Raw genomic sequence first — 17,701 nt, 5'->3', positions numbered from 1 at the left:
CTCGGAATCAGGCTTCGGGGCGACTACTCAAATCCGTTAAGGAATATATTGAGCTGGAAATTCACGATTTGTTCGTCGGCGGCCGTGAGGCCCGTGACAGCCTGGGTTTGAATGTCGAAGTCCTGGTCGTTCCCAAAAACCTGAGCGGTCAGTTCGAGGTCGGCGATGTCGGCACCGGACTGAAAGTCTCGAGAAAGTACGCCAAGTGCATAGGCTCCGGTCACGGGGTTGGCAAACGTAAAGTCGTTGTAATTCGACGTGATGACGACGAACGCTGGTGCGGGCTGAAGCTGGGATGAGCCATCCAGGAACCCAACGGTGCCCGAGATTTTGTGGAGATCAATGCCGACCGCGTCTCGGGTGAGCAACAGCCGATAAGGTCGACCGGCACCGTTACCGCTGCACTCGGTGACTCGCACGAACAGCGTTTCGTCCTGGGGGAAATTGGGCAGCTCCCGCTCCTGTTCATCGCTGATGCCGCCGGGACACGGGTTGATGGCAAAAACGGGCGTCGCGTTCGCAGGATCAGCGATCAGATCAAAATCGAAGAGTTCCAGGCTGATGAACAGGTCGGCCACATCATCACATGCGCCGTCGCAAACCTGCAGATAGAGCCGAGTATTGGGGTCGCTGCCAGACCAAGATGTGGGGTAGTTGAAGGTGGTTGCAAACGTGGTGAAGTCAACGTCGGAGGCATCGCTGAAAGTATGCTCCTGTTCGATCACAACAGGCCCGTTGGTCAGGAAATCGAAACCCTCAAGAAACGTTGCCTGCACCGGCGTGTCGTCCGGCTCAAAAGCGTCTTGAGCAATTGTTGTGGTTGTGGTCAGCGCGCCTATGGCCAACGCCAGAAGCGGCTTCATGCTGAAATCACCCATATCCTCATCACCCTCATTGCCCGTTCAGTGTAGCTGAGCTTCGTCGCCCCGTCCTTGCGGCGCCACCCTTGCACCTGTCGCGTCAGGAAACGGTCTCTCGAAAGCGTCCCCTTCCGCGACATCCCTTAAAGGCATGTTTCGCGGTCGATGAGCTTGGATGAACGAAATCGCTCGGGATCTTGTCCCAACAGCGCTGGGAAATCTAAAACCTGTGGCTAAGCCGACCTATACTCTGCAGCAAGGAGGGTTACCGATGCGTTCATATCTAGTCGTTACCGCGCTCGCTTTATCGGGCGCTGTTCATGGAGCAGCCAAGACCACGACGATTGAAGAGTCGGCAGACGCAGTGGCCGAGAAAGTCATCGCCTGGCGTCACGATCTTCACGCCAACCCTGAGCTCGGCAACCGTGAGTTTAGAACGGCGAGAATTGTTGCTGACCATCTCAGGTCACTTTCCTTTGATCTTGTCGAAACGGAGGTAGCCCATACCGGCGTTGTGGGGGTGCTGAGAGGCGGCAAGCCAGGGCCCGTGGTCGCTTTGCGGGCCGATATGGATGCGTTGCCGGTGCGGGAACAAACGGGGCTGCCTTTTGCGTCGACTGTGACCACCGAGTGGCGCGGTCAGGAAACTGGCGTCATGCATGCGTGCGGCCACGATGCGCATACGGCAATCCTCATGGGTGTGGCAGAAGTGCTTGCGGGCATGCGCGAGGACATCCCCGGCAGCGTGAAGTTTATTTTTCAGCCGGCGGAGGAGGGTGCCCCACCCGGAGAAGAGGGCGGGGCCGAGTTGATGGTCGCCCAGGGCGTTTTGGGCGGAGACTACGCGCCGGGCGCAATCTTTGGTCTGCATGTGGCACCTTTCCGTGCCGGTTCGATTGGCTATCGTCCTGGCGGGATGCAGGCGGCATCAGACGGTTTGAAGATTGTGATTAAGGGACAGCAAACTCACGGCGCGATGCCTTGGGCGGGCGTTGATCCGATTGTAGTCGCAGCGCAGGTCATCAGCGGCGTCCAGAACGTTGTGAGCCGGCAGATTGATATCACGAAGGCGCCGGCCATTATCACTTTCGGCTCGATCAACGGGGGTAATCGCGGCAATATCATTCCCAATCAGGTGGAACTCACCGGAACCATTCGGGCCTTCGATCCAGCTATGCGAAACGACATTCACGAGCGCGTAACTCGAATTGCGACCCTGACGGCAGAAAGTCACGGGGCTACGGCGGAAGTGACTATCGATCGCGGCTATCCCGTTACCCGCAACGATCCTGAACTTACCGAGAGCATGAAAGCTGTGCTGGATCGCTATGCCCTTGGGGGAAAAGCCAGGTTGATTCCACCGATTACCGCGTCAGAAGACTTTTCTTTCTACGCCAACGAAATTCCTGGCTTGTTTTTCGCGCTGGGTGTGGCGCCGGAGGGTCGAGGCTTGGGTAGTGCCGCTCCTAACCATTCACCATTTTTTGTCGTGAACGACGACGTGATGCATGTCGGTGTAAAAGCCCTCGCTGGCCTTGCGCTGGAGTGGTTGTCACATAATCGAAAAGATTCGATGCAGGCAGGACGCATCAGCGCGGAATAAACTGCTCAAGCTCGCGGACACTGCGGCAGGCCAACTCGCGTTGCAGTCGCGTTAGCGGTTATTCAACTCCCTTACCAGTGAAGCCCGGAATCATTCGCTGCCAATTTTGGGCTGCCCAGACAGCTTCCAATAGGTAGCGAATGGGCGGCAGAGCTTTGCTACGCCCAAGCGTCCGACTGACAAAACCGATGTGGACCTTTTGGTACACGCGGCAGGGTTCGTGTTCTGCCTATACTCCGCCGGTGGTAAAAGGAGCGGACCATGTCAAAGCGTTGTTTCGCTGCACTTTTTCTATGGCTTACCGTTAGCGTCCACAGCCAGCCAGCTGAAGCGCTGTCTGGCACATTGACCGGCGCATGGTTCGATCCAGCGTTTGAGGGTGCGGGGTTTCTTGTTGAGGTGCTGGCGGAAGACCAGGCGCTGGTTTATTGGTTTACCTATGACGATAGCGGTGCTCAGCGCTGGTATATCGGTGTGGGGGAGGCCACCGACTCGTCGATCGAAATCAGTGATTTGCAGGAAGCTACCGGCGGCAGATTTGGGCCGGAATTTGATCCAGATGAGGTGAGTCTCCGGACCGTCGGCACGCTCACCCTGTCGTTCAGTTCCTGTAATGCCGGTAGCGCTGACTATGAGGTGGACGGGCAGACCGGAACTCAGGCGCTGGGACGCCTGACCGGAATCGCTGGCTTTGACTGCACTTCGGTGGCGACCGGTGCAACAGCTACTCCGGCTCTGAATCAGACGGCCTCCTGGTTTTTGCCGGTGCGCAACGGTGAAGGGTTCATCGTCCAGGTGCTCGATGACACAACCGCCTTTATCAACTGGTTTACCTTTGACGCGGTTGGAAACCCGGCCTGGTATACCGGGATCGCCTATGTTGCTGCTGAGTCTTTGGTGATGGAATTGCTCTCAACCTCGGGCGGGCGTTTTGGTCCAGACCACAATCCGGACGACGTGGTTCGTCAGCCCGTCGGTCGTCTCGAGCTGAACCTCGGCTGTGAAAACGGCTGGGTGAACTACGATTTGGATCCCGCCTTCGGTCCTTCGGGCAATCACAATCTCACCCGACTAACGGGCATTGATGGACTGACCTGCCGCGAAAACCGTTTTGTTCCCGCCGATGCGTCTACCTTCGTCGGGCATTGGTTGTCCATTGGGTTTGGTTTTGCCGCCGACGTGACGGCCGAGACCGCAACGGCGTACCAGGTAACCGCCACCTCCTGTTTGCCTGTGCTGTCCGCCCCTGCCGATGATTTGGTGGCGACGACGACCGATCTGCGCGTGAGTACCGACGGTGAGCTCCTGGAACTGGATACGCTGGATTCGGTGAGTACGGTTCGGCTGCGACGGGTGTCGGCGTTGCCTGCGGTTTGCCAGGGAGGTGGTACGCCGTTTACGGCTGATCCCGTCGTGAACTACGACGCTTTTGCCGCAACGTTTGCCGAGCTTTATGCGGCGTTTGACGTCCGTGGCGTTGACTGGGCCGCGCAGCAGGCCACCTTTGGGCCACGTGTGACCGCAGCCACAAACGGCGATCAGCTGTTTGACGTTTTCTCCGATATGGTCGCGCCGCTTGGGGACCTGCACACCAGTATTCAGTCGCCCACGCGCTGGTTCGGGTCGGGCGCCACGCCTGAGGTCCAGGCGTATTTTCAGCGGGCGGTAACCGGCGTTGAGGTTGACAACATTATTCGCAGCTATGTCGTGGGCCCTCGACGTGTTGCCGCCGCGGGGGACATCAACTACGGCATTCTTGGCCCCGGTGTCGGGTACCTGGAGGTTCGCTCCTGGTCGCTCGACTCAGGTGGTAATTCGACCGTGGAACAGGTGGCGTTTCTGCGAAATGAGCTGACTCGGGTCTTTGATTTTTTTACGTCGGAAAACGTCGACAAGCTGGTGCTCGATATGCGACGCAACGGTGGCGGCAATGCCAACGTCAGCTACGAGCTGGCTGGGCGCTTCCTACGCGGTCAATCGCGGACCATTTTCTCAGAACGTCGTTTTACTCAGGAGGGCAGTCTGTCTGGACCTGTACTCACGACCCTTTCGCCGGAGGATCGGCCACCATTCGATGGCGATTTGGTGTTGTTGATTGGCCCCATCACCGGGAGCGCAGCAGAGTCTTTTACCTTTGCCATTCGTTCTCTCCCCCACGCAACGCTGATCGGCGCCCCCACCGCAGGTGTATTGTCTCGGACCGGGCGGGTGCTGCCCAATCAATGGGCCGTGTCTTTGACCATCGGCCAGATCGCCTCGCCAGAAGGAGAGTTGTTTGAGGCGGTCGGCATTCCGCCGGACATTACCGTCCCCGTGTTCACCGACGCCGAATATGACGCGGAGCGTGACTCTGCCATCGAGGCTGCGCTGGACTTTTTGCGTCGGATTAGCGTCCTGCGACGCGTTTGAAATAGATGTTGTTGGGCGTTGTGATTTGTACCCTGCCGTCACCGGTTGGGACCAGCTCCGCTTGCTCACCGTCCTGCGGGTCGATAAAGGTTGTGGGCCCAACTTTGACCAGTGAGAAGGTGTAGCTGCCGTCAGGGGTCCGGCCTGCCAGCTCGTTGCCGGAGACCGACAGCACATAGGTAGTGTCGTCCCTGCCCGCAGCGTGGTACTCCCCTTCGAACACGGCCAATTCGTCTGCCGTGACCGGAGTACGTTTGTGTTTGAGCAGCGGTCTCGCGGGCCAGCCGTAGGTGGCGTTGGCGGTGCGGCCAACGTCCCCCACCAATGGCCAGCCAGCCGCGGCGTTTGTCATGGTCAGCACCGCATCTTCCGTCGCTGGGTAGGCCATAAAGTTGCAACGGTAGCCGCGGTTGCCCCCGCTGTGACTCAGGCGGACGCCCCCATCGATATCAGCAACGCCGATACCCAGGCCATATTCGCTGGCCACCTCGGTGCTCATGAGTGTCGCGATACGCGGCGGAATGCCTTCGTCGCGACCGTTGATACCGGCCAGGACGGCAGCAACAAACTTGAGATAGTCGGTCGGCGTAGTCCAAAGTCCCGCGGCGGCCATCTCGGGGTAAAGGTGCCAGCCGCCGGCCACCGGCACGCCGGTGCGATCGTAGGCAAGGACCCGGTCCAGGCTCTGCGCCTCGGCGGGCGTCGCGAGCTTGAAGGTGCTGTCACTCATGCCCAGCGGCTCCAGCAGCAGCCGGTCCATCAGCTGGGCAAAAGGCTGGCCGGTTGCGGCTTCAGCCCAAAGCTGCGCGATGGTGTAGCCGCCGCCGGAATAGCGCCGCTCGCCCTTCGGATTGGCGCGAACGGTCACTGGCGCGGTGTTGGTGGGTGCTTCTCCGGTCACGATCTGCGCGGTGGTAGGAACGTCGCTGCCCGCGGGATAACCGGGAAAGCCGGACACCGCGGTGCCATTGGTGTGTGACAGCAGCTTCCGCAGCGTGAGCGGATAACCGTCGGGATTGAGCGCGTCCATATCGATGGGTAGCGCCGGGCCCAAGTCATCATCCACGCTGACGTCCAGTTCCTCCGCCAGCATCAGCAACCCCGCTGCGGCCAAGGTTTTTGAGAGCGATGCCGCCTGAAACTGGGTGCGAACGCTTACGCCATCGCCATAACCTTTTGCCCAGGAGAGTTCGCCTTGGCGCAGAACGGCCACGCTGACCGCGGGCACGCCCAGCTCGATCTGCCGATCGACCAGTGGTCTTCTCTGTGGCCCTTCTTCCTCAAATGTCACCACCGGAATCAGTCCGGTCTCAATCGCAATCTGGTCAGGGTCGGGCGACGCTGATGATCGGCCAGAGGTGGCACATCCGTGGAGCCAGAAAGCGGCAGCGAGGAGAGATAGACACAATAGGCGGCGAAAAGGCATCGATTGCACTCACGAGTTGGTCAGCGGAAGTCTAAGCCATTTGTCACTTCACTGTTGCGCCTGCCGGTGATCAGAAATTTGCAATGCTGGGTTGGCGTTCTTCCGCTTTCCCTGGAGTTCATCGCATGTTGCGAGTTCAGGAATGCGCGAATTTATTGTTGCGAATAAGTAGCATTTGCGTTACCGTCGCGCTCCTTCCAATCCAAGAACACCCAAAACTCATGTCTCACTCCGTAATACGCCTGCTCTATACGGGCACACTTTCGCTTGCCATTGCCTTTGCGCCGGTCCTCGCACAGGAAACTGATTCTGAAGAGGTTGAAGAACTCGTTGTCGTCGGGAAATACCTCTATTCAGACGAGGTGAATGCTCTAAAGACACCTACGCCAGTCCTGGACGTTCCGCAAAGCCTGTCCATCATCACGGCTGACCAGATTACGCTGCAGGGCTTTACCAGCATTGGCGACATCATTAACTACGCGCCGGGGGTCAATAACTCCCAAGGTGAAGGTCACCGAGACGCCATCGTGTTTCGCGGGGTTCGCTCGACCGCGGACTTTTTCATTGATGGTTCACGCGACGACGTCCAGTACTACCGACCCCTTTATAACGTTGAGCAGGTGGAGATTCTTCGTGGGCCCAATGCGCTGCTGTTCGGGCGCGGCGGAACCGGCGGCATTTTGAACCGAGTTACCAAAAAGGGATTGGTCGGCGAAGACCTCGCGAGTTTTCAGCTTGGCGTCGATACTTTTGGCGAATACATCGTTCAGCTCGACCGAAATATCGCGGTGAGCGATAGATCAGCGTTCCGGGTCAACGCATTCTATGAAGGCCTGGATAACCATCGCGATTTCTACGACGGCGACCGATTTGGCCTAAATCCAACCTTTAGACTTCAGTTCAGTGAAGCGACAACGCTCGATCTGTCCTACGAGTACATCAATCATGAGCGGTTTATTGATCGCGGTATTCCCACCGGATCCGATGGCCGGCCCGTCGAAGCGTTCGAGGACAATCTGTTTGCCGACCCGGACCTCAACACCACGGAAATCGAGGCAAACGTATTCCGAGCTGCCCTACAGCATGACTTTTCAAGTTCCCTGAAAGGGAATGTCAGCCTCTTTTATGGCGACTACGACAAGCTGTATGAAAACTTCTACGCCTCGAGTTACAACCAGGCCGAAACACCTAACTTGGTTACGCTTGACGGTTACATCGACACCACCGACCGGCAGAACTTGATTCTCTCGGGAAACTTGATCGGTGAATTCGCCACGGGCAATGTCAACCATTCTGTGCTTTTCGGCGCAGAGTTCATTGACACCTCTTCAGACCAGGATCGTTTCAACTCGCTTTGGGATACGACTCAAGATGATAACGAGGTTTTTGATATCAGCAGGCCCCTGAATCTGCGAGGCGGTGTTGGTGTCAACGCGGCCGGGGTAACAACAACCAACAGTTTTACCGCGGACCTCAACGACGACACCCGGGTAGACATCGACGTTTTCTCGTTTTACCTGCAGGATGAGATCGAGCTATCAGAAAAGTTTGACCTGATTCTTGGCGCTCGCTTCGACAGCTTCGATATCGAAGTATTCAACGTCGTTGCCAACGAGACCCGTAGTCGAAAGGACGAAGAGGTGTCTCCTCGTGCAGGCCTTGTCTACAAGCCCCAGGAAAATGTGTCGATCTATGCAAGTTACAGCGAGTCGTTCCTGCCGCGCAGCGGCGAGCAGTTTGCCAACATCAATGGCAACAACAATCAGCTGGATCCAAACACGTTCGACAATCTCGAAGCGGGCCTGAAGTGGGACTTGAATCGTGTACTCAGTCTCACAGCGGCCGTGTTTCAGATCGAACAGAGTTCACCTCAGGTAGCCGACAATGATCCAGAAACTCTGGACATTATCGACTCGGAAATTGACGGGTTCGAGCTTCAGCTCCAGGGGCAGCTAAACGAGCGCTGGTTTATCTCGGCAAGCTACAGCAACCTGGACGGCGAGCAGGTGAACCGGTCAGGACCCACGGGGCTACGACCGCGGGAACTGCCGGAGAACATGTTTGCGCTCTGGAACACTTTTCAGGTAACGAATAAGTTTGGTCTCGGTCTCGGCGTGACATACCAGGACGACAGCTTCATCAACAACAGCAACAGTGCAATCCTGCCAAGCTACACGCGGGTTGATGCAGCGGCCTACTACGATGTGTCGAGCAACACACGAGTGCAGCTGAACGTCGAAAATCTGACGGACGAGCTCTACTTTCCCAACTCGCACAGCACTCACCAAGCAACCGTGGCTCCGCCCCTTCACGCCCGGGTGACGGTGACCGCACGGTTCTGAACCGGTCCGCGTCAAGCCTGCGACGGTCGCAGGCTTGACGATTGGTTGTAGAGGGGGCGGGGAACCGGGATACGGGCTCGGCGTCTTTTGTCCCTGGCCGGGTCCGCAGCTCCGCTGTGAGGCAGCCACCTTCCTTAGCGAGTGATCGATCAAAGGATCCCGGGCTGCTAGAGTCGTACCGTGAATAGACGTAAGCAGGCCTGCGAGAAGATCACCGAGTCGGTTCTACTCCTCCGATGCTCTCATCACAGGGTCTGCGAGGTCGCGTGACGTCAATCGCCGAAAGCCTTCCAGCGGGCGCAATGCTGCCGAGACATCAGCATGCCAAACCCTACGTGACGCTTGTGCTGCAGGGCGCGTATGTCGAGGCCGGAGATCAGGGGCGGTTCAGGGTAGAGCCTGGCGACGTGCTGAGCCATGAGGGTTTTTCGTCACACGCAAACTGGATCGACCAGCGCAACGACGTTCATACACTGAATTTTGAATTGAGCACTGTTCCGCCCATTGCTTCAGTCGGATTCTCCTCCGATGTCGATGCCGTAGTGAAGCTAGCCGAAACGGATCTCACTGCCGCCGTTACCATGCTGCTTCAATCAGTCAGGCCTAAAGCGGCCTCGCTCTCCGATTGGCCCGAAATTTTGGCCAAGGCGATTCGGGACGATCCGTCCAAGTCAGTCAGCTACTGGTGCCGCACCTTCGGTCTGGCTGCCGGTACCGTGAGCCGGGGGTTCAAGCGCGCCTTTGGCGTGTCTGCCGCCCAGTACCGCGCGACCGCCCGTGCTCGCAACGCTTACCGGGCGCTCGTCCAATCCGATATCGCGCTTGTGGATATTGCTGGGCAATTCGATTTCTCCGACCAGGCGCATTTCACCCGATCGATTAGGGCGCTGACCGGAGCACCACCGGGCTATTGGCGCGGGATCAAAAATATTCAAGACAGCAAGCCGTCACGAACCTGATACTGCCGAGAAGCCCATTTCTCGAGTCATGGTCCATGCGTCGTCTCATTTTGTGCCTGAGCCTTGCTGTTGTTGCGTGTTCCCCGAACTCGGACGTTGACCGATCTAAGCGCTCCGTCTCGGATAGAAAGGTGGTGCAGTCCGGGGGCGAGATTGCTCGAGCCATTGGGGCTGGGCTTCAGGGTGACGCGCGCCGCGCGGTCGAGATCCTGAAGGCCGTTGATGCTTCAAGCTTGAATCAACGCGAACGCGATTATCGAAGCTGCATGCTGGAGCGTTTTGGTCATGCGGAACCCTTTACGGCAGCGCTGCCGCAGACGGATTCCTTTGCCCGCCAGATCGCTGCTGCCTACATCGACTATTGGCACAAGGCCCTGCGCGAACCGGACCGGCGACTCGACTACACCCTCGAGCTCGAGGCGACGCTGAGAGAAACCATGAATCTGCCTGATGAGGCAGACAGTCTCACGATCGAGCCTGCGATACAGGCGAGATTGAATGCGGAGGGTCTACACGGGTTACTTGGCCAGACCGGAGTATTGCGGGAGCTGATGATCTGGCGCCAGGAAGACCGAAGAGCTGTCACCGTCGAGATGCCTCATGGAACCTATGCCACGGACGTCGCGTTTCTGGACAATTTTCTGATTTCCGGCTGGGGGCGATACGCGACATGCGAGACTCGAGGCGCTGGCGGCTGGGTTGCTGACCGTACGCTGTTTGCTGTGGTGCCAAGCTACCGAGACCTGAAGGGTGAGGAGTTTAGCGTTACCTTTCTCGGGCACGAAACGCAGCACTTTCTGGACCTAGACCACTATCCCAGCATGGCGTCGTGGGAGCTTGAGTATCGCGCAAAGCTGATGGAACTGGCGATGGCTGATGAGACGCAGTTGAGAGTGCTGCAAAAGTTCATCGAAGATCAGGGTGACGACACAGCGTCCCCTCACTCCTATGCGAACAAGAAGATCCTGACAGCGCTGATGGCGGATTTATCGGTCGCCGATCCAGAGTCGCTGCGGTCCGTACCAGGGCAGGCGATGCGGGACGCAGCCTATGGGCTCTTTAAAGCTGATACGGCGCTGCGGAACCCTTAGTCCGATACTCAGGGCCTGAGTATCGTTATGGTGAGCGTTAGCCGGAACTAAAGCAGCGATGTGTCGCGGTTTTGCTCGAAGTAACGGCGCTGCGCCGCAACACCCTGCTCGAGGCGAGCGACTGCCGCTTGAAAACGCGGTTCGTCAAAGAGCGGTCGTAGCGACGGGTTCTGATCGAGTCCCCACCAGTAGTATCGCCAACCGCTGTCTACCGCCGTCTCAAACTCAGTCAAGGCGGCGTCATGGTTGCCCTTTAAGGCCTGAAGAACAATTCCCTCCAAGCCGCTGACGTAGTGGGGCGCCCGCATCAGGCGTATTCGCTCAAGTGTCTCTTCGCTGGCCGCCAAGAGCGCGCTCGCCTCTGAGTGGCGGCCGGATTCGCGAAGACAGTGCACCGCGTTCAGGGCACCAAAGATATACATCGGTTTTGGCTCGGGGAGGGGCCGAAAAAATTCCGGGTAGGCGGACTCAAGCGTGGTTAACGTCACTTGGCAGTCGTGGCCGGCGTAGTACTCGGCGACGATTGCCGGCACCAGCTCCATTTCTGGAAATTGTGAGCGTAGCTGCAACACCAGCGTTCTCGCCTTCTCCCAGTCTCCGCGTGCGCCGGCGATCTGCTGTCTAAGGTAGAGAATTCGGTCGGGCATGTCGTGTGCGGCTTCCAGCTCGTCCGTGCAACGCTCGGCGCTGGCGGTGTCCGCAAGCTGGTTAAAGAACTCGCAGACGCGAAACCAGCGTAACCCGCTTGCAGGGTCCAGCTCTCGCTGCGCCAGGATATAGCGCATCGCCTCACCCGTATTGCCTACTTGGTTGAGGTACGTTGCCATCCGATCGAAGTAGCGGGGAAATTGAGGATTGCGCCGGATTCCCTCACGGAGCCTCGCCAGCGCTTCTTCTGCCCGCCCGACGGACCAGTAGGCGTCCGCCAGCAGAGCGTTGGTTGTATCCGAGAGCGGGTCGAGTCGATGAGCCACTCGCAGCTGATCCAACGCCTCGTCAAACGCCCCGCGCCGCCAAAGGGTGCGGCCCAGCGAGACTATGGCGTCAGCGTAGTTGGGAGAGAGAGAGACGGCGCGGCGAAACCTCGCTTCCGCCTGCTCTCGATCCCCAAGGATGAAATCCAGCGACCCCCGAGCCGCTATGGCTCTCGGATAGTCCGGTGCGGTTTCATAAGCCGTTTCGATGAGCCGCTGAAATTCCGGGAACGTGGGGTGGTCGAGGGGAAAACCTTTGAGCCGTGCCTCAAGTCTCATGGCCTCCGTGAGGCCGATCATCGCGTCAACGTTGCGGGGTTCCAGGGCCAGCGCACGCTGAAAATGTGTCTTTGCGGCCAGCGCTCCTTCAACCGTATCTCTTAGCAGCTCCTTTTGCCCGAGCGCCAGCTGTTCGAACGCCGCCAGGTTGTCGGTGGTTTGCTGTTGCGACTCCAGCGAACTGGAAAGCGTCCGCGCCACCTCTCGTGCGATGGCATCCTGGATCGAAAACAGATCTCCCGCAGGCCGGTCATAGGTTCGGGACCAGATATGAACACCTGCCTCGTCGATAAGCTGAACCACAACCCGGATACGTTCACTCGACCGCTGGACGTTTCCTTCCAGCAACACGTTCGCGTTGAGTTCCTGGGCAATGGCTGGTGCCGAAAGATCCGTGTCTCGAAACGCGAAGGATGATGTTCGCGCTATGACGCGTAGCTCGGGCGACTGGGCGAGCATATGCAGAATGGCATCAACCAGAGCGTCAGCAAACGCCTGCTGGTCACCGGACTCGCTCAAATCTAAGAACGGCAAAACCGCGACGCTGGGGGCTAGCGTTTCCAGGCCGGACGTCGACGGATCGTCCTGAGCTGACGGGGTTGGACGCAGCACCAGCCATCCTGCCACGGTGAGGGTCAGGAGGACGCCAACCGGGATGCCCCACCAGGTTCTGTCACCTGCTGACTGACCTACGGCAACAGCCGAGGCGTCAGTGTTTTCCGGAGTGAGTGCTGCAGGCGGTGAAGTGAACCGCTCACTCACCGTCGGACCGAGGTAGCGGTAGCCGCGTCGCGGTAGCGTTTGAATCAGCTGAAAAGGTCGCTCGCTATCGCCCAGAGCCTTCCGAAGAGAGGAAACCGCGACGTTAACGGCATCGTCGCTGCCGCCTTCCTCATGGCCCCAGACGCCGGCGAGCAGCTGGTCGCGGCTCACAACCTGGCCGTGGTGATCGAGAAAAAATCGCAGAAGTTTCGTGAGCTGAGGCGGCAGGAAAAAAGTACCAGCAGGATCTTCGCGGATCACCTCGCCGCTGACGATATCGACGGTCAGGTCATCGAGCTCGAGCCTGCCTGAGGGATTGGTTAGCACGTGTGAATCGGTCATAACCGGCGATGAGTCAAAGCGCTTCGCCGACAACAAAATCTCTGACTTTTCGACGCCCGGATTCTAGCAAGTCGTGATGCATTTTCCACCCGCTGGAGATTTACGCGAGGTAGGTCGGTCATGAAATTTTTTGATTTCTTTCCGCTGTAGGTGTCTGTTTTTCGAGTTGTTTAGGATTTGCTTAGGATTCTCGCAGGACATCGTGATCAGGGCCTGGCTACTCTTCCGCAACGTTCGTCGGCATGAGCTTTGCCGGCTTTGACCTAGGGAGAGTACTTTGTCCATCGAACACTACCTGTACCGAGACGCGCGACAAGCAGACAGATCACCCACGTTCCGAGCCGGCGGCCTCGCCGATACCATCAAAAACCTGACGTTGGGGCTGGTTGTGGCCTGCGCCTCAGGTGCCGCCGGGTTTGCCGGGGCCACCGAAACTAACGAATCTCCTTTCGCCATTCGCGGCGGCACGCCCATTGACTGCAGTGCCACCCCTTTTGGACGGCGTTTGCCCATCGGGATAGATCAGGAGGTGGTTCTTACGGTGCAGGATGACTCGGGGATCAGCCAGAACTTTCAGCTTTCCGGCGATCTCGCGCTGGAGCGTTCCAATAGCCTGGATGGTGTTCTCGTCAATGCCGTGGATCTTGCCTCGGCGCCAGCCGACTTAAATGGAGATGGGTTGGAGGAGCTCGTTGTGGTCGGCGCCAACGCTGACGGCACTCTCGGAGTCCGGGTGGTGAGACAGGACTCCGAAAACGTGTCAAGCAACGAACAGTTTGGCGCCTATGAGTGGACAACCGTGTCACCCGCCACCTTCGTGATTGATCTGGAGGTGGCTGCGGCGGATCTTGACGGCAGCACCGACGGCAAAGAAGAGGTGGTGATTGCCATTCGCTACAACCAGAACGTGCTCCGCGTGATCGCCCTCTCCGGCGACGCGGACGGCAACATTCTGCAGTCCAGCGATACCGCTCTGGCGACCTGGGTTCTGCCGTCAGGGACGACGTTTGGGGAGAACAGCTACATGCGAATGGCGACCGGCGACGCCCTGCTTGAGGGGCGTGATCAGGTAATTCTTTATTATGACGGTGCGACGACGGTTCTGCGTGCAGCCGGGACTGCGGAGGGGGCCACGCCCAGTATGACCTTCGCCGACCAGACCTTTGGTTCAGCGGAAACGCCGAATGACCCAGAGAACGTCAAGTTTCATCTGGCCAATTTCGGCGGAAGCGCGGCCAGCGAGCTGCTGATTCACGAGCAGCGTTTCGTGAACGGGTCCTGGGAGAGCATCCGCCAACGTGTTCGGTACCTCACGACACAGCGGGATGAAACCACGAACGAGATTACGAGCTTCACGCTGGAAGCCGGCACCAATACCAACTTTATCGGGGACTCCAATTTCGAATTTTACGCCGTGGCAGTCGGCGAGATGGACCGGAGTCCCGGCGATGAATTTGTGGTTGCGCGCCAGCTCAATGGAACAAACGAACTGGAGGTGGAGATGTATCGGGTCAGCTTCGACGCTATGGGTCGACCTGACGCCGTGGGGCCCGCCAGTCCTGAGGTTGTCGCGACGACACTGGATCTGCGACGGAGCTTTGTTCCACTGGATGTGGCGCTGGGGGATGCCGAAGGTGACGCCATCGGCGATGTGTACGTCACCGCAAGAGACCGCCTGGCGAATAACCAGTTTATTCCGCGGGTGTTCAAGTTCGCCATGACGCGGCCCGCTGATCCGAATGAGTTTCCCGATGTTGGCACCTTCTCGCAGGTCGGGAGCTTCGATTTGCCGGAGGTGTTTGGCGATCGGCCCCTGCGGATCAATCAGGTCAGGGTAGCCGATTGGGACAATGACTCGGTGCTTGGGGACCTGGGATCCAGCTGCGCAAGGATTCGTGAACCGCTCATACGTACGGTGGTCAATCTCCCGCCCTACTGGGACCGTCTGCAGCAAACAACACCCGGATCGGGTTTCAATGCGTCCATCGGACAAACCCAATCAGCCGGTTCGACCGAGGCGACTCAGTACGACACGTTTACAGCCAGTGATATTTCGGGTTACGTGGGCGTGTCAGCCGGCGGCAACGTGTTTGGGATTGGTGTGAAAACCACGGTAAAGGCCACCGCAGGACGCAATGACCAGGTCGCGAACGGGGAGATCTTCAGCACCACTATTACGTCAACGGCGACCCAAACCCAGTCGCAAACGGCGGGTGAGGGCTTGCTGGTGCTGGAGAGCAATACGTTTGATTGTTACGCCTACGACGTGATTCAAAACGGCGCCGCCGCGCAGGAGAGTTCCCTGCGGGTTTGCGAACTGATCCGCCGCAGCGGCAATGGTGACGAGTTGAGAAGCTTTGAAGCCAGCGACCTCGAAACTTGGGATACGGTCATTGCGGCCGGGACCGGTGCGGGTACGCCGGCACAGTGGGCTCCGCTGCATGCGGACTGGTCCAGCCTCGCGCTCTTCCGTCCAGCGACAACCAACATCACGCCGGCGAATGCGACAACCGCAGAACTCGCGTTCGACGGTCTGTTCGATACCAGCATCGAATCTGACCCTGAATCGCAGCCGTATGTCGAAGTAGACCTCGGCGAGGTCCGAGACATTACCAACATTCGCGTGTTTCCCTCGGCGGGTGAGGCTCAAGCGCTTGTGGGGTTCGAGCTGTATGCTTCGGCTACCGCGTTTGTCGGCGACGGTCTGCCCAGCGGACCTGGCGTTCGGACCTATTCACCTGACCCTCGGTCCTCAAACGGTGTCGACCGGTGGAATATTAGAACCCGCGGCGATGGACCCGGTTTTCAGCCCCTGGAAGCTCGGTACGTTAGGCTCCAGCATCCGGGGTCAGCGAGTCTGGCGGTTGCGGAGATCCAGGTGTTCGGCGATGTTCACCTGGAGCCGCCGAGCTACCCGCAGTCGGTCTGTGACCCGGTGGCCAACGACGGGTTTTTCCTCGCGCGGGTGGTCGATACCGTCGCGGTAACGCCGGTCTACCGAAATGTTCAGGTGCGCGGCGACTTGGCATGGACCGGTGCCCCGACGGACGCGGGATGCGGTCCAAATTTCGACGGGCTCCCTGGGGGCACGGTCAATGACAGTTTTGGACGCATTTGGAGCAATCTCATTGTCGGTGCGACCGGGATTGACTCCTGGGACCTCACCGAAAGCGGCGAGTCGGCCTACGGCACCTCAAACTCGATTACCCACTCCAGCCGAGTTGGCGCTGAGGTAGAAATCAACGTTGGGCCGGTGGTGGCCGGGAGCGCGTATTCGTTTGAAACCGGTGTTTCTCGCGAAGACTCCAGCACCATTTTTTGGGGTGAGGGCCTCCAGTACTCCGGTGCGGTTCCAGGCTTCCTGGAGTCTGCGCCGGGTTGTGCCTATCGCCCGCAGCCCTACTCCTACGTGACCAGCGAGCGGTCCAACGTGGGCTACACGCACCGCTATACGGTGGTCGACTATGTGGTCCGAGATCTAACCTGGAGTCGGCTGGGACCGAACTTTCCTCCGACCGACTGCTTTGTCCGTGCTGAGGGAATCTTTGCCGACAGTTTCGAGGTTACCAACTGATGCTAGTCTTCAAATCCGTCAGCGAACAGAGTGCTGGCTGGCCCGACGTTTAGTGGGCTGACCCAGGTTTCTGAGGTGGCGGGAAAGAACCCGCCGAGCCCGCCGCCAAAGGTGTAGAGCGATCCGTCGATCACCTTGGCGCCGGTGGACACGAAAGCCTTGGCCATGTGCCCGACAAATTCCCAACGATCCGTCTGCGGGAAGTATTGGTAGATCTCGGTCTGAGCCCTAACCGGATTGGTGCCGCCGATGCCTCCGGCCGAAAGGATTCGGCCGTTCCACGCAAAGGTTGACCACTCGTGGTGGGATCGGGATACCGGAATTTCCGCCCGGTCACGCCACTGGTCTGTTGCCGGGTTGTATTCCTGAACTCGGGCGTTGATGCCGCGATGGCCGGAATGGGACGTCTCGCCACCGATAAGGTAGATCTTTCCCTCCAGCGCAACGGCGCTGGTGTGGACCTGTGCAAAAGGTACCGGTGCTGCTTCCTGCCATCCGGCTGCTTCATCGGTCAGGTCCAGCACAAAGTGTTGATCCGTGACCGAGCCGCCGCCAACGCCGCCGCTGATCACATGAAGCTGGCTTCCGACCACAGCGGTGCCATGTCCCCAGGCTCGTTCCGGTAGGTCGGGCCCCCGTCGCCAACTCAAGGTGTCTGTGTTGAACACATCCACCCGGATGGACCCGCTGACGCCGCGGGCCGGGCCAAACTTGCCGCCCGTGTACCAGATTTCCGCTTGCCATACGGCGTGCGAAACCGTGACATGGTCGCGCCCCCGGCCGTTGTCGTCGATATCCGGAAACGTGGAAACGACTGTCCACCGGTCCATGACGGGATCGTAGCGCTCGATTTCGACCGGGCCACGACCGCTGGAGGTTAAGCCGTTGAAGGCGTAGATACGGCCATTAACCAAAGCGTTGGCGTGTTCCCCGCGGCCAACCTGCATCGGCGCGCGCTGTTGCCAAACCAATTGCGCGTAGCTGCTGCTGCTGAGGAGTAGGACGGAGCCGAGAAAAGCATAAAATCTAACCACAAAATTTGGCCATGCTGCAGAGGAAGCCCGAGTGTCGCCGTTCGCG

Annotated in this window: 10 protein-coding genes; 6 read left to right on the top strand and 4 right to left on the bottom strand. The window is 58.7% G+C overall.

The window, feature by feature from the left end; all coding sequences use genetic code 11:
• Nucleotides 1-23 precede the first annotated feature (23 nt).
• Nucleotides 24-863, bottom strand: a complete 840-nt coding sequence (locus tag AAF358_10205; GenBank protein ID MEM7705914.1) for a hypothetical protein — start codon at nt 861-863, stop codon at nt 24-26.
• 268 nt (nt 864-1,131) lie between these two features.
• On the opposite strand from AAF358_10205, the gene AAF358_10200 reads away from it, so the two are divergent.
• Together AAF358_10200 and AAF358_10195 are read left to right on the top strand one after the other, a co-directional pair.
• The gene (locus AAF358_10200; GenBank protein ID MEM7705913.1) at nt 1,132-2,463 is read left to right on the top strand and encodes an amidohydrolase; all 1,332 of its coding nucleotides are present in this window, start codon (nt 1,132-1,134) and stop codon (nt 2,461-2,463) included.
• Nucleotides 2,464-2,724: 261 nt separating this feature from the next.
• Entirely contained in the window at nt 2,725-4,872 is a 2,148-nt protein-coding gene (locus AAF358_10195) for a S41 family peptidase (protein ID MEM7705912.1), read from the top strand.
• Here the strand turns inward: AAF358_10195 and AAF358_10190 are convergent.
• Nucleotides 4,850-6,298: a serine hydrolase domain-containing protein gene (locus AAF358_10190; GenBank protein ID MEM7705911.1), complete on the bottom strand. Its 1,449-nt coding sequence runs from the start codon at nt 6,296-6,298 to the stop codon at nt 4,850-4,852. The two genes, AAF358_10195 and AAF358_10190, sit on opposite strands and share 23 nt — an antisense overlap.
• A gap of 221 nt (nt 6,299-6,519) precedes the next feature.
• Here AAF358_10190 and AAF358_10185 point away from each other — a divergent pair, with 221 nt between their 5' ends.
• From AAF358_10185 to AAF358_10175, 3 genes are all read left to right on the top strand, one after another.
• On the top strand, nt 6,520-8,640 hold the full coding sequence (locus AAF358_10185; GenBank protein ID MEM7705910.1) for a TonB-dependent siderophore receptor: 2,121 nt from the start codon (nt 6,520-6,522) through the stop codon (nt 8,638-8,640).
• Between the two features lie 266 nt (nt 8,641-8,906).
• The gene (locus tag AAF358_10180; protein ID MEM7705909.1) at nt 8,907-9,599 is read left to right on the top strand and encodes a helix-turn-helix transcriptional regulator; all 693 of its coding nucleotides are present in this window, start codon (nt 8,907-8,909) and stop codon (nt 9,597-9,599) included.
• Nucleotides 9,600-9,730: 131 nt separating this feature from the next.
• Nucleotides 9,731-10,690 (top strand): hypothetical protein, encoded by a 960-nt coding sequence (locus AAF358_10175; GenBank protein ID MEM7705908.1) that lies wholly within the window; start codon nt 9,731-9,733, stop codon nt 10,688-10,690.
• Nucleotides 10,691-10,737: 47 nt separating this feature from the next.
• Here the strand turns inward: AAF358_10175 and AAF358_10170 are convergent, their stop codons facing one another.
• On the bottom strand, nt 10,738-13,047 hold the full coding sequence (locus AAF358_10170) for a winged helix-turn-helix domain-containing protein (GenBank protein MEM7705907.1): 2,310 nt from the start codon (nt 13,045-13,047) through the stop codon (nt 10,738-10,740).
• A gap of 277 nt (nt 13,048-13,324) precedes the next feature.
• On the opposite strand from AAF358_10170, the gene AAF358_10165 reads away from it, so the two are divergent.
• Nucleotides 13,325-16,621, top strand: a complete 3,297-nt coding sequence (locus AAF358_10165) for a hypothetical protein (GenBank protein MEM7705906.1) — start codon at nt 13,325-13,327, stop codon at nt 16,619-16,621.
• A gap of 2 nt (nt 16,622-16,623) precedes the next feature.
• Here AAF358_10165 and AAF358_10160 read toward each other — a convergent pair whose 3' ends face one another.
• Entirely contained in the window at nt 16,624-17,655 is a 1,032-nt protein-coding gene (locus tag AAF358_10160; protein MEM7705905.1) for a hypothetical protein, read from the bottom strand.
• Between the last annotated feature and the right edge of the window lie 46 nt (nt 17,656-17,701).

The organism is Pseudomonadota bacterium, from assembly GCA_039033415.1.
GTDB lineage: Bacteria > Pseudomonadota > Gammaproteobacteria > Xanthomonadales > SZUA-38 > JANQOZ01.
Note: the sequence above shows the minus strand (reverse complement) of the source record. Positions and strands in the feature narration are given on the sequence as shown.